The sequence below is a fragment of the Psychrobacter cibarius genome (assembly GCA_030686115.1).
GTDB classification, from domain to species: Bacteria; Pseudomonadota; Gammaproteobacteria; order Pseudomonadales; family Moraxellaceae; genus Psychrobacter; species Psychrobacter cibarius_C.
In genome coordinates this window covers 488961-502804 of the sequence record CP131612.1, presented here as the reverse complement: position 1 = coordinate 502804, position 13844 = coordinate 488961, and the positions used below count along the sequence as shown (strand labels likewise).

The window sequence follows — 13844 nt, the reverse complement described above, 5'->3', positions numbered from 1 at the left end:
TTCTAATTAACAGGTCCGCTCATGTCTGCCGATACCATCGCCCACACCGCCTTTAAACAAGGCACCAAACCACTTTACGACTACGACAAACATTGGGCAAGCTGTTACGAACCTGCGCCTTATTTGCCTATGAGCCGCAAAGAAATGGACGATTTGGGCTGGGATGCCTGTGATGTCATCATCATTTCAGGCGATGCGTATGTCGATCATCCAAGCTTTGGTATGGCGATTATCGGTCGTCTACTAGAGTCACAAGGCTTTCGTGTGGGTATCATTGCTCAGCCAGATTGGAAGAGCAAAGATGCCTTTATGGAATTGGGCAAACCTGTCTATGCTTACGGCGTGACCGCAGGCAACATGGACAGCATGATCAACCGTTATACCGCCGATCGCAAGATTCGTAGCGATGATGCGTACTCGCCGGGCAACGTGGCAAATAAACGCCCTGACCGCGCCGCTATCGTCTATAGCCAGCGCTGCCGCGAAGCTTATCCTGATGTGCCAATTATCTTAGGCGGTATCGAAGGCAGTCTACGCCGTATCGCGCATTATGATTACTGGTCGGATAAAGTCCGCCGCAGTATTTTGATGGATGCCCGTGCCGATGTTTTATTGTATGGCAATGCTGAGCGCGCCATCGTCGATGTGGTACATGGTCTGTCTAAAGGCTATAGCTTTGAGCAAATGAGCAAATTGCGCGGTACCTCATATCTGTTGACACCAACGCGCCGCCATTGGCAAGACGATATGACTGAAGTTGCTAGTAATGACGTCGATACCGTTGGCCGTGTTGACCCGATTATCAATCCGTATGTGATGACCGAAGACGTGGATCAATGCTCAATCGAGCAAGACAAACCCAGCGATTCACCGGTTGGGCAAGCGCTCTCAGGAATGGCTTCACAGTATCCGGGCTTTGTTTCTGAACCAGTTGCGAATAAAATTCTAAATGCTGAGCAAGTTGACGAAGAAACGCAAGTGGTGCAAATGCGTGGTTTTGACAAGCCAATGACGGCGCGTAAGCATAAAATAAAAATGCCGCCACGTGAAAAGACGGTCATTCGTCTGCCTGATTATGAGCACGTCAAATCTGACCCTGTGTTATATGCTCATGCCAGCCGTATCTTACATCTTGAGACCAATCCAGGTAATGCCCGCGCGCTTGTGCAACGTCATAGTAGTGGCGCTGGTAATTCGCACACCTCCATCGATGTCTGGCTAAATCCGCCACCGATTCCGCTCTCGACTGAAGAGATGGATTACGTGTTTGACTTGCCGTACGCACGTTTGCCGCATCCAAGCTATGGCGATGCACGCATCCCTGCTTATGACATGATTAAATTCTCTGTCAATATCATGCGCGGCTGTTTTGGTGGTTGTACTTTTTGCTCGATCACTGAGCACGAAGGACGCATTATCCAAAACCGCTCGGAAGAATCTATCCTACGAGAAGTCGAAGCCATTCGTGATACCGCACCTAACTACACTGGCGTTATCTCTGACCTTGGCGGGCCAACGGCCAATATGTATCGTCTGAGCTGTAAAGACGAGACCATTGAAAAGAACTGCCGTAAGCCATCTTGTGTCTATCCTGACGTCTGCGAAAACCTAATTACCGATCACAGTAATTTGACCAAGCTGTATCGCAAAGCACGTGATATCAAAGGCGTGAAAAAGATTCTTATCGCCTCTGGCTTACGTTATGACTTGGCGGTAAAAGATCCAGAATACGTCAAAGAATTGGTCAGCCATCATGTCGGCGGTTATCTAAAAATTGCGCCTGAGCATTCAGAAGAAAACGTCTTATCTAAAATGATGAAGCCGGGCATGGGCAGCTATGATAAATTCAAAGCCATGTTTGAGCAGTACAGCCAAGAAGCGGGCAAAGAGCAATATCTGATTCCTTACTTTATCGCCGCGCATCCGGGCACGAAAGATGAGGATATGATGAACCTTGCGCTATGGCTAAAAAGCCATGGCTACCGCGCTGACCAAGTACAAGCATTTTATCCAAGCCCAATGGCGACAGCGACCACCATGTACCATACGCACAAAGATCCACTGCATAAGATCAGCCGTGATGAAGGTGACATGGATATCGTCAAATCTGGTAAGCAGCGCAAATTGCATAAAGCGTTCTTACGTTATCACGATCCAAAAAACTGGGTATTATTGCGTAAAGCTCTGCAAGACATGGGTCGTGGTGATTTGATTGGTAAAAACCGTGGCTGCTTAATCCCGCCGTTCAACGCCAGTTTAGAAGGGCGCGATGCGGCACAAGACAGCTACCAATCAGCGCGTAAAAAGAACAGCCGCCTCGGTAATGATTCGGTGAAGCGTAATAATAATTCGTCAATCAATGGCGCATCGGCTAAAGGCGCTGCGGGTCAAAACACGGTCAGCAAAAACACCAAAAAGCGCGTGAGCAAAGGCAATTTCCAAACCCAGCATACTGGTTTGCCACCGCGTAAAACCAAGTAGTTAAAGCCCTGTATCTTATTGCTAAATACAGATGCTTAAATGAGTGACGAACACTTATTTAAGCTCATCAAAAAAGCGTCTATCGGTCAAAAGATCGATAGGCGCTTTTTTCCTTTGAAGCGGCTTATTTTTAATAAATTCATAATCAAAGCTCAAATACCGACCAAAACGCACCAAATGATGCGTTACATTAGTCAGTGATTAAGTAACTTAATGAACACGTAACAAACAATTTCTAACATTCTTCAAGCGCTGTTTTCGTTACCATATGCGCTATATGCTTAACGCATTATTAAAAATAAATACATTATGATTTTTATATCTTTGGAGAATGCCATGAACACCCTAACTAAAGTTGCTGTTGCCCTACCTACCCTTGCCCTATTAAGTGCTTGTGCAACCACGGCTCCTACTACGCCAAATGCATCAAACACGCCTGCATCAGAAAGCGTCACCGATGCCGCTTATGATCGTATGGCACCAGCACCTTATACCTGTACTGACGACAGCACCATCATGGCTAAACAATCTATCAACAAAAAACAAGTGATGCTCAATGCGACCTTGCCTAAAGTAAAATGGGCTGAGCAACCAATCATCTTAAATGGTGATGTGCAAGGTGATACCGCAAGCTACGTTAATGAGTCAAACCCAGAAGCTGTCTATGCATGGCACATGAAAGGCGACAAAGGTATTTTTGCCATCAAATGGGCAAACGGTAAAGAATATCAAGTAAACTGCCAAATCTAATTAGCTAGCTATAAACAGTCTGCCAGTTGTAAAAAACTAGCTACTTATAAAAAACAGTCATTATAAGATGGCTGTTTTTTTGCGTTTTGATTGAACAATAATGGCGCTGAATACCTGTATAAAAACTGACATCAAAACCATAGATTCAGGTTAAGCATTGGTTAGAATGAACGGTTTGCTGCTTTTGTCTAGAGAAGCAGCAAGAAACCTGTCAAAATAGCGCTGATAGGATATTGTTTATGATTAATAATACTAAGGATACGTCGATGGCTAAGCGCCTAATGAATATGATAATCATCGCTACTGCCAGCATGTGGGCACTAGCAGGCTGCGACAACAATGCTGAAACTGCCGCTCAAGCTTCTGAGCCAGCAGTGGCGACCGCAGACTCCTCAACGACAGCCACTAAGACTATCGACTGGTCAGTCATGGCGAGCGGTGAAAAGCCCGCTGACCCTGCCAATTATCAATATCCGTTTGCGCTCGATAGCCAAAATGTGCGCGACTACGCAGAGTATTTCAAGGTAGATAATGCGACGGCTCAGCATAATCTAACGGTAAGCATGGCAAGTAATGAGGCACTATCGAAAGCCTTGGATCAGCTGAGTGAAAGCTATGTCTCGCATGAGCTAACCGATGGCAATGAGATGAAACTCATTATTCATACTACGCCTGATATCGCTGCCAGTAGCTATGATTACGTGCTGTCTGATGACTTTGCGAAAGGATTGGTATTACCGATTGAGATTAAACCAGATGGTAAAAAAAGTGATGTGAAGGGGCATGGGGAAATGGTGGAGTAGAGAAATTGGTAGCGTGTGTTTTGATTTACATAACACACGCTACTAAGAAAATTAAGTCTGACGATATGGGTTGTTTGAAAGCTCTATTTTAGCATCACTATCACAAAGTAGTTTTGCTAAATAAGGCTGATACTGGGTAGCTGCTGGGCCAATATAAACTTTATCAAGATGAGCTTTGACGTCTGCTTCATATTCAACATATAGAAATTTGCCAAAATCCATTTTAACGTTAGGGTCCTTAAGCGAAGTGATATACACCATGCGGCATTCTTGTTCCTCTTGAAAAGCGGAATGCTTTATAAGATACTTTAAAGGTAAAACGATTTCGTCTAGCAGCGTCTCATAGTTTTTCAAAGCTTCTAAATTTTTGACTTCCAACTTGGACTTTTCATTCATCAAGTCTTTATAATCACATTTCAAACTTGCAAATAAATTAGTAAAAACTTGAGTTTTTCGTTTAATTTTGAGTGTATATTTCTCCCAACTCTCATCTGCGAGACTTTTTTCTAATTTACAACCGCTTCTATTTATTATGGTTTTTTCATTACCAAACTCTCGATAAAAGGTAAGTCTATTACGTTGCGCCAATTGAATGTAGCCACTTTCGGGGTCTATATAAACACAACGCATCACTGGTTTTTTGTTAAGTATTCTATTATTAAATTGTTCTTTACTAACAAAATACTCATCAATCAATTCAGGATTAGTATTTTCTGCTATCCACTTTTTAGAATCTGAATCAACAGATAGGAATGACAGACCTCCTAATGAGATGCTCTGAAAGAAATTTTGATCAAATACCAAACTAACTCCTGATGCTTCCTTATAATCTTTTTTTCCATAAAGTCGAAATTGATTTAGACTATCGTGATTGAAAGTAAAACAACTGAAGAAAGCATGGAGTCTCTCATCAAAATCTAGAGCACTATAAATCATATCCTTCTGATCATTTAAAAATACTTCAAGTAACCGACCTTCACTAGGATCATTCATATTACTAATAGTATTAAGACGTAAACTTCCAGCTATATTTTTTTTATTGTTTTTATTTAACAATATATCAGCTACGTCAGTACTCGTATAATGAGCTAACTTTCTTTCAAAACTTCGCCCTTTTTCATTTGATTGCGTAAACTTTATCTTTAAGACATTTACTGTTTTTAGAGTTTTTTCAAATATATTTAGATATTTCTCTCCAATATTTCTAGTAATATCTTGACTTAAGAGATCGCATATTTTCGCATAACAATATGACTCATAAGTAAAGGATTCGCTTGCAAGAGTAAAATATTTTTTAGCTTCAAGAATGCTTTTTTTACAGTTTACACTGATTAAAATTTTTCCTATATTAAACTGTGCTTCATAATAGACACTCAAATAATCAGAGCGCTCTATATTACGCCATGCATTTACGGCTCCATCAGCATTTTCTGTGTCTTTCAATATAAGTCCGATATTAAGCTGTGCACTAGCATAAAATTTTGAATCATCAGAACGTTTAATGTTATGCCATATAGATAAAGCTTCTTCTATTTTATTAATTTTTTTTAACACTAGTCCAATATTGAATTGCGTAATTGTAAATATTCTTTGATTATCAGAAATCCTAATATTACGCCATGCCTCAAGTGCTCCTATAGCATCACCTATCCTTTCTAACAAGATTCCAATATTGAGTCTTGCTGTAGAATACGATTCTGGATCATCAGAACGTTCAATACGATGCCATGCCTCTAGTGCTCCTTTAATATTATCTTGTTTTTCTAAAACAAATCCCATACTAAGTTGTGCTTTAGCATATGCAGGTGGATATTCATTACGCTGAATACTTTCCCAAACTTTTAATGCTTCTTCACTACTATTTATTTTGTTTAAAACAAAACCTATATTACCTTTTGCTTTAGCATATGTTTCTATATTGTCTGAATGTTTGATATTGCGCCATGCAGATATTGCAGCTTTATTATCACCATTTTCATGTAACAGTTTGCCTAGGGTCAGTTGCGCCTTTGCAAAATCTTCACTGTTGTGATTTTCACGCACAACCTTAAGGAGTTCCTCAATTTCCATATCCCTCGATTGTTTCTCTAAAATTTCGTTAAAACGTGCTTCGTCCATCTCTAGTGCATAATTAACATTATGTGCATTCATACCCTACTCTCTAACCATCGTCAAGAACTCTTCCTCAGCCACAATTTTGACGCCTAGTTTCTCCGCTTTTGCCATTTTCGAGCCAGCCTTTTCCCCTGCCAGTAGCGCAGTCGTTTTTGCTGAGATGCTCCCCGAGACTTTTGCCCCTAGTGCTTGCAGCTTGGCTTTGGCTTCATCACGCGCCATGCTATCGAGCGCACCGGTGATGACCCACGTTTGCCCATCGAGCGGCAATCCTTCTGATGCGACTTGTTCAACCTTATCCCAGTGGACGCCAGCTTCACGTAGTGCAGTAATGACTTCGATATTGTGTGGTGCGCGGAAGAATTTATAAGCAAGCTCAGCAGTGATCGCGCCGACATCAGGCGTTTGCAGTAGCTTATCGATATCAGCAGCCATCAGGCTATCAAGGTCGCCAAATTGCTGCGCCAAATTCTGCGCCGTCGTCTCACCGACACCGCGAATACCCAGCGCATAGATAAAGCGCGCGAGTGTCGTATGCTTACTGGCTTCGATAGCGCTGAGGATGTTTTGTACTGATTTTTCGCCCAGCTTCTCAAGCGTAATCAGCTCGTCTTGATGATTGTGCAATTGATAGATATCAGCGACTGTCTTCACCAAGCCATGCTCAAAAAAGCTAATCAGCCAACTTGCGCCTAAGCCATCGATATCCATCGCTCGACGCGAGACAAAGTGAATGAGCGCCTCGACCTGCTGCGCGGGACAAAACAGCCCACCAGTGCAACGCGCCAACGCTTCATCTTTGGGTAACACCACAGGTGAGTCGCATACTGGGCAGGTCGATGGCAATGTAACGGGTTCAGAATTTTCTGGACGTTGATCTGTCCAAACACGGGTCACTTTAGGAATCACATCGCCTGCACGGTGGACGCTGACCATATCGCCTGCACGCACATCCAAGCGCTGAATTTCACCAAAGTTATGCAAGGTGACATTGCTGACCGTGACGCCGCCGACTTTTACAGGTTCTAATTTACCAACAGGCGTAATCGCGCCCGTGCGTCCGACTTGCCACTCGATAGCATGCAAGCGTGTCATGACGGTTTCGGCAGGGAATTTATAAGCGGTTGCCCAGCGCGGCTCACGTGATAAAAAACCAAGCTGCTGCTGCAACGCCAAGCTATTAACCTTAATCACCATGCCATCAATCTCAAACGGCAGCTCGCCACGTGTCTCCTTCACTGATTCATAATAGGCTTGAGCCTCGCGTGGATTTTGCACCACCTCGACTGCACTGACGGTAAAGCCAATGGTTTTTAGCCAAGCAAGCGCTGCTGATTGGGTTTTGAGATGCTCAGGCAACCCTTGATTGACTGAATAACAGTAAAATGCGAGCGGACGGCTAGCAGCAATGGCGGGATCTAGCTGACGTAAACTCCCAGCGGCAGCATTGCGTGGATTGGCAAAGGTTTTGTCGCCCTTTTCTTCAGCAAGGCGATTCAAACGCTCAAAGCCCGCTTTCGGCATCAGCACTTCACCGCGCACTTCTAATAATGGAATCTCGCTTGCAGCCGCGAGCCAAAGTGGCAAATTGCGAATGGTTTTGGCATTTTGGGTGATATCTTCGCCCGTTTGTCCATCGCCACGTGTGACCGCTTTTATAAATTGTCCATGAGCATACTTGAGTGATACCGCCAAGCCATCTAGCTTTAGCTCCATCTCATATTCAGGGTTTTTCTGCGCATCATTGAGACGATCATTCACGCGGCGCATAAAGCCATGTAATTCATCATAATCAAAGACGTTGCCAAGCGAGAGCATCGGAATATCATGAGTGACTTGAGTAAAAGCCGATAGCGGCATGTCGCCAACTTGATTGATTGGGCTGTCTGGCTGTACCAAATCTGGATATTGTTCTTCAAGCGCCAATAAAGAGCGGCGCAACTGATCGTATTCGCTGTCTTCTAAAATAGGATTATCAAGCACATAGTAGGCATAATTGTGCTGCTTAAGCGCATCGATAAACGTGCGCATCTGGGTGACGATAGCATCATTATTTTTTATAGGGTTGGTAGTATTGATGTCTTTATTAATGTCTTTATTAATGTCTTTATTAATGTTTTTAGAGGTAAGCGGTGAGATAGGGTCAGTCATAGTCGGCGTCTTTTTCTTTGCAATTCAAGATGCCGATATGATAACAAGTTTGTAGGATGCTCGGATATAGTCGGTTCAAGATAATTTAGATACTGTGTCAGGCTCGCTCAGTCTACTATGTGTAGTACTTTCACTCACCTTCCTTGTATCTAAATTATCTTGAACCAACTCTAGCATTTTTCAGAAACTAAAGCCCATTAAAAAAGGCAAATAACGTCAAGCGCTATTTGCCTTTTAGAATACTGCTAATATGAATCAGCTTTTATTAATAAACCTGTATTCATACATTAAAACTAACCTTCATAATCGCGAACTTGGTTACGCAATTGCTGTTTATATTCAGGGGTGATTGGTTCGTTCTCTTCATCGAGCATAATGGCATCCAAATCACTTGCCATCATGTAAGCAATACTCATCATACTATCGAAGCTACGCAGCGCTTGTGGATGCGGCAGCGATAAGAATACTACCACGCCATTATAAGTATTGGTCGCCACGCTATGCGGATCAAAAGGCGCGATACCACTATCGGTGATACCCATCATGCTAAACCATAGCATACCTGTGCCGTCTTTTTGCTCATAACGATGGAACATGTTCATCGCGCCATAGCGCAGACCATACTTATCAATTAATGCCAATAAATCACGACCACGGATAATCGCGGCTGGACGGTCGCGATATTGATGCGGCAAAATAGTGATATTGATGTTGTCTTTGGCATTGATGAGTGGACCGTTTTGCGCTTCATCCACTGGCTCTGAGAGATGCTGATCGAGTATCGGACTGTTATTATCGAAGCTTGGCTCATCTGCGGTATCAATAGAGGGCATCAAGCTGTCAGTTGCGGACATCAAGCTTGAAAACGCATCCTGCTCTTGCTCGATATGCATTTGCTCAGCGGCTTCTGCAAACTCGCTGTTGTCAGCACGCTGCTGCTCTGCTTGCCAGCGCACATAGTCAGCATCATCTATTGTGTCAGTATCGCTGTCATTAACATCCGCATGCTCAGCTGTCAGCTGCGTATCAACATGGGTATGAGATTGAGTCAAAGGCTCGTCTTCGACTACCGCATTTAGATAACTGCGATCAGGGGCGATACTGGTTTCGCCAGCGACTGTATCATCCAAGCCTGGCTGATCGACGATATTGCGTTCATGGCGCGGTATAATAGGAATACCGTTTTTATCATAATTGACCGCTACCGCTTCAGCATTGCTGCGGCGCTTAAAGCTACGAATGACCATAAATAGCCCTGCAAGCATGATAAATGCGGCAATGGCAATCAATATAAACTGAATAGCGGTCATAAGATATACATCCTAATATATGACAAAAGGGAATACATAAGAGGGAATAAATGGCAATAGTCTAGCATGGCTAATGAATATCGTCACCATATAGTCATCGTTTACCGTGAGGCTGACACACTTGCGTGACGTTGTAATATTGTAATATTGGCACATCATTTCTAACTATACCACTGACAACTGCTACCAGTTATCAATTATTTTTGCTATTTAGCGCTGCTCTTAATCAGAAAGGTAACGCGCTGCCTCATCGAGTGACACACTGACCAAGGTAGAAATCCCTGCGCTTGGCATGGTCACGCCTTTTAACTCATCGGCAATCTGCATCGTTAATTTATTATGGCTGATAAAGATAAACTGTAAATCGTCTGCTAATTCATGAATAAGACTGGTAAAGCGAGCGACGTTGGCGTCATCAAGTGGTGCATCGACTTCATCTAGCACACAAAATGGCGCGGGATGCTGCTTAAATATCGCAAAAATCAAGCTCAATGCAGTAAGCGTCTTTTCGCCGCCTGAAAGCACAGCGAGACGGCTGTTACGTTTGCCTTTTGGCTGTGCCATCAAGGTTAGCCCTGCCCGCCACTGTTCTGATTTTGGTGCATTAATGGGCATATCATCCGTATTGAGCGTTAAACTGGCTTGCCCGCCACCAAACACTTTGGCAAATAAATTGGCAAGCTCAATATTGACGGCATAGAGCGTCTGCATAAATAGCGTCTTGGTGGTCTCATCAATCGAAGCAATCGCCTCCGTTAACGTCTGCATACTCGCAGCAATATCGGCGGTCTGCTGCGAGAGTGGCTCTAAGCGTTCATTAACCTCTGCCAACTCTGCCACGGCTGCCAAGTTGACTGCGCCAATTTTACTTAGCTGCTGCTCAAGTTTGGTACGCTCTGACTCAAGTTCAGCAATTTTATCTGGACGCACACGGCGATCATGAGCGATAAAATCTGCCAATAAGTTTGAGACGCTCATCACTTGTTGCTGATGCTGTGGGTGCTGCGCTATGTCTGATTGTGCTTTATATTTTTGACTCACCTTATAATAAGCATCTAGCGCTTCTTGCGTATGGCTACTAGCATCCTCTAATTTTGCAGCGCTTAGTGCCAGCTCGGTCGAGTGATTGGCAAGCGCATTTTGCTGGGTTTGCAGTGTATTTTGCAAGCTATCTAGCTCAACCTGCTGCTGATTGTATTCTTGCTTGAGCACCGTTAATGCAGTTTCTCGCTCTGTTAATACAGCCTGCTGCTCATCGCGCGCGGTCTGTGCTGTTTGTAATGCATCTTGCAGTGCTGGCAATATATTTTGCTGCTGCTCATGACGCGTCTTTAGATTTTGCTCACTTTGTAGCGACTTTTCAAATTGCGCACTTGCCCGAGCAAGACTGCTTACACTGTGTTCTAAACGCATCTCACTTTGTTGAATACGAAGTTGCAAGGCTTGCCAAGCGTCATCATCTACTTGACGGGTACGACTTAGCTCACTGCGCTCCGCTTGTAATTGCTGAGTTGCCGCACGAGCATCGGCGATTTGTGGCGTTAGCGCTGCTATTTTGCTTTGGATATCTTGCTGCTCATGATTGAGCGATTGTTGTTCTTGCACCAGCTCCTGTTGCTCTTGCTCAAGGGCTGCTTTATCAGCATTGAGGCGTTGGCTGTCCGCTTGCAAACGTTCAGCGTTGGCGCGCTGAGTAGTGAGCTGTTGCTGATATTGATGCTCATCACGGGTCAATTGCTCAGCTTGCGCGCGTGTTTCTTCTAAGCTGACTATCAATGCATCATAGTCACGCTGGTCTTTTGTAATCGCTTTTTTCTGCGCTTCTATTTTGTTCTCAAACTCATCGAGCAAATTCTCTAACACTTGTAAACGGCTGCGCTGCCGCAAACGCTGGGTTAAAAATTGACTGTTGCTGTTATTGCTACCATTTTTTCCATCTTGCGCACCAGCAAATTTACTTAGATTCATCGTACCCTGACGACTGATAAGCCAGCCGTCAGTCGTGAGTAAAATAGCTGACGATGGCAATGCTTTTAAAATCTCAGCAAGCGCTTCTAACGTTTGCTTATTATCTGTCTCAGGCTGTGCAATATATAAATAGCACTGCCGCCAAAGCGCTAAGTTCGGTGCGCTAATCAGCTGTGATAAAGGCAGTACTTTATCAATTAAGTTCTCTGGCAAGACACTGGTAAATGGCGTTGAATCTGTATCATTTGTCTGAGCAGGTAGCCACAAACTATGACCCGTTTCTATTTTGATTGATGGCTTGTCCACTGTATTGGTTTGCGCATTTTGATAAACAAATAAATCTTTTAACTCATGCTCAAGCACCTGCCATAAGCTATTCACTTTCTCAGAGTCATCGCTCACGTTATCAATATTTGGTTGATAAGTTTGGTTAGAAACTAGTACATGGCTGTCTAACCATAATGCCAACACACTATCAAGTAGCTCTGCATGCTGCTGACCTTTCGCGCTTAACTCAATCTGGTCACGCAAGGTGGTAATGGTCAATTGGCTATAGTCGCTAGCTATTTCATTTTCTAAATCACTTTTAACATCAGCAGTTTTTGCATGAACAAGCGGTTGCGATTTTGGTGTCGGCTTAGGATTCAATATTTGATGCAGGGTATCGTACTCACCCGCCAATACGGCGTGGCGCTTCTCATTCTCGCTTAACTCGCGCTGCTGCGTGTGTAATTGCTGTTGTAAATCCTGCGCTTGCGGTTGTAGCTCAGACAGTCGCTCATCGACGCTGTCTTGTTGGCGTTCAATCTGATGCAATTGTTTGTTTAGCTCGGCAACTTGCGCCACTAATGTCTGCTGCAAATTATTCGTATCAGAATTATCTTGCAAACCAGCACTTGCAACTGGTGATAGTGACTGTTGGAGTTGCTGCCATAAATGCTGCCAATTTTGCTGACGGCGCTGCCATTTCTCATGATTTTGCTGCTGGCGTTTTTGCGCTTGGTTATTGATGGCTTGCTGCTGCTCTAGCGAGCGAGCAGTATCTTGCAGCCTTGATAGCTGATTTTGCGCATCATGGTAAGCGCGCTGCAAGGGCTGCTCATTACGTTTATGCGCTTCACGTTTAGTCGTTAATTTATTAAACTGTGGACACAATGCTTCTATCACAGTCTGCTGCTCGGTTTGCTCAGCCTTTAAGCGATTTATCTCATCGACTGCTTGCTGACGCTGTTGATCCAAGCTGGCTAGTTGCTGCTCAATAGCGGTCAGCTGTGACTTGGCATCGCCTAACTGATGCTCTGCTTGTTGATAGCTTAGCTGCTGTTGATAATGGTTGCTTTGAGCATCGTCTTTTAGCCACTGCTCTTGATTGATATGCGCGGCAAGTTTATCTTGCTTGGCTTTTAGGGTGTCATAGTTGGCTTGTAAAGTTGATACTTCAGTGGCGCTGCGCTCATGCGCTATTTTTTGCTGCTGCTGAGTATGCTTGGCTTGATAGAGCTGCTGAATGGCAAGCTGCTGCTTGATATCAGCAAGCGCTAATGCCAGCTCCTCGTAGCGCTCAGCACTGGCGGCTTGCTTAGACAGACGCTTTTGTTGGCTGACCAGCTCGCTTTGCATATCATGCAGGCGTGCCAAATTATCTTTAGTTTTCTCGAGCTTCTTTTGCGTTTCTTCACGGCGTGCTTGATAGCGCGAGACCCCTGCCGCCTCTTCGATAAACTCACGCAGCTGCATCGGGCTAGACTCAACGATACGCCCAATCATGCCTTGCTCAATCACAGCATAGCTACGTGCGCCAAGTCCCGTACCCAAGAATACATCGACCACATCACGACGACGGCAACGCGTACCATTGATAAAGTAATCTGAGCGACCTTCCTTATTTACCTGACGACGAACGGACAGTTCTTGATACAGATTAAATTCATGGCGAATACCAGTCTGCTCATCTTGCGTATGCTCAAAGGTCAGCTCAACACTGGCGACACTTTTGGCGGATTTATCTTGCGTGCCAGCAAAGATGACATCACTCATCGCGCCGCCACGCAGCTGCTTGGCAGAGGTTTCACCCAGCACCCAACGAATGGCATCAATGACATTAGATTTGCCACAGCCGTTCGGCCCGACAATGGCGGTAATACCATGACGAAAGGTAAAAGTCGTAGGATTGGCAAAGGATTTAAAGCCTGCCAGCTTTAGAGATTTTAGGCGCATGAGGGATCAGTAAATATGGCGAAAACAGGCGGCTATTCTACCTGAAATT

At 44.2% G+C, this 13844-nt stretch carries 7 protein-coding genes; 3 read left to right on the top strand and 4 right to left on the bottom strand.

Going from position 1 to position 13844, the window contains the following annotated elements; translation table 11 throughout:
- Positions 1 to 21: 21 nt before the first annotated feature.
- From Q6344_02105 to Q6344_02095, 3 genes are all read left to right on the top strand, one after another.
- Entirely contained in the window at positions 22 to 2481 is a 2460-nt protein-coding gene (locus Q6344_02105) for a YgiQ family radical SAM protein (GenBank protein ID WLG14172.1), read from the top strand.
- Positions 2482 to 2817: 336 nt separating this feature from the next.
- Positions 2818 to 3231 carry a hypothetical protein gene (locus Q6344_02100; GenBank protein WLG14171.1) on the top strand — a complete coding sequence of 138 codons (414 nt, stop codon included), beginning with the start codon at positions 2818 to 2820 and terminating at the stop codon, positions 3229 to 3231.
- Positions 3232 to 3470: 239 nt separating this feature from the next.
- Entirely contained in the window at positions 3471 to 4034 is a 564-nt protein-coding gene (locus Q6344_02095) for a hypothetical protein (protein ID WLG14170.1), read from the top strand.
- Positions 4035 to 4085: 51 nt separating this feature from the next.
- Here the strand turns inward: Q6344_02095 and Q6344_02090 are convergent, their stop codons facing one another.
- The 4 genes from Q6344_02090 to Q6344_02075 form a co-directional block, all read right to left on the bottom strand.
- Positions 4086 to 6185, bottom strand: coding sequence for a hypothetical protein (locus Q6344_02090; protein ID WLG14169.1), 2100 nt, complete (start codon positions 6183 to 6185; stop codon positions 4086 to 4088).
- A gap of 3 nt (positions 6186 to 6188) precedes the next feature.
- Positions 6189 to 8300, bottom strand: a complete 2112-nt coding sequence (ligA, locus tag Q6344_02085; GenBank protein WLG14168.1) for an NAD-dependent DNA ligase LigA — start codon at positions 8298 to 8300, stop codon at positions 6189 to 6191.
- A gap of 293 nt (positions 8301 to 8593) precedes the next feature.
- Positions 8594 to 9610, bottom strand: a complete 1017-nt coding sequence (locus Q6344_02080) for a cell division protein ZipA C-terminal FtsZ-binding domain-containing protein (GenBank protein WLG14167.1) — start codon at positions 9608 to 9610, stop codon at positions 8594 to 8596.
- Between the two features lie 222 nt (positions 9611 to 9832).
- The gene (locus tag Q6344_02075) at positions 9833 to 13795 is read right to left on the bottom strand and encodes an AAA family ATPase (protein ID WLG14166.1); all 3963 of its coding nucleotides are present in this window, start codon (positions 13793 to 13795) and stop codon (positions 9833 to 9835) included.
- Positions 13796 to 13844: the final 49 nt, after the last annotated feature.

What these genes read in the sequence shown, in the direction of transcription:
- Q6344_02105 (WLG14172.1), top strand. Translation starts at nt 22, where the DNA reads ATGTCTGCCGATACCATCGCCCACACCGCCTTTAAACAAGGCACCAAA.
- Q6344_02100 (WLG14171.1), top strand. Translation starts at nt 2,818, where the DNA reads ATGAACACCCTAACTAAAGTTGCTGTTGCCCTACCTACCCTTGCCCTA.
- Q6344_02095 (WLG14170.1), top strand. Translation starts at nt 3,471, where the DNA reads ATGATTAATAATACTAAGGATACGTCGATGGCTAAGCGCCTAATGAAT.
- Q6344_02090 (WLG14169.1), bottom strand. Translation starts at nt 6,185, where the DNA reads ATGAATGCACATAATGTTAATTATGCACTAGAGATGGACGAAGCACGT.
- ligA (WLG14168.1), bottom strand. Translation starts at nt 8,300, where the DNA reads ATGACTGACCCTATCTCACCGCTTACCTCTAAAAACATTAATAAAGAC.
- Q6344_02080 (WLG14167.1), bottom strand. Translation starts at nt 9,610, where the DNA reads ATGACCGCTATTCAGTTTATATTGATTGCCATTGCCGCATTTATCATG.
- Q6344_02075 (WLG14166.1), bottom strand. Translation starts at nt 13,795, where the DNA reads ATGCGCCTAAAATCTCTAAAGCTGGCAGGCTTTAAATCCTTTGCCAAT.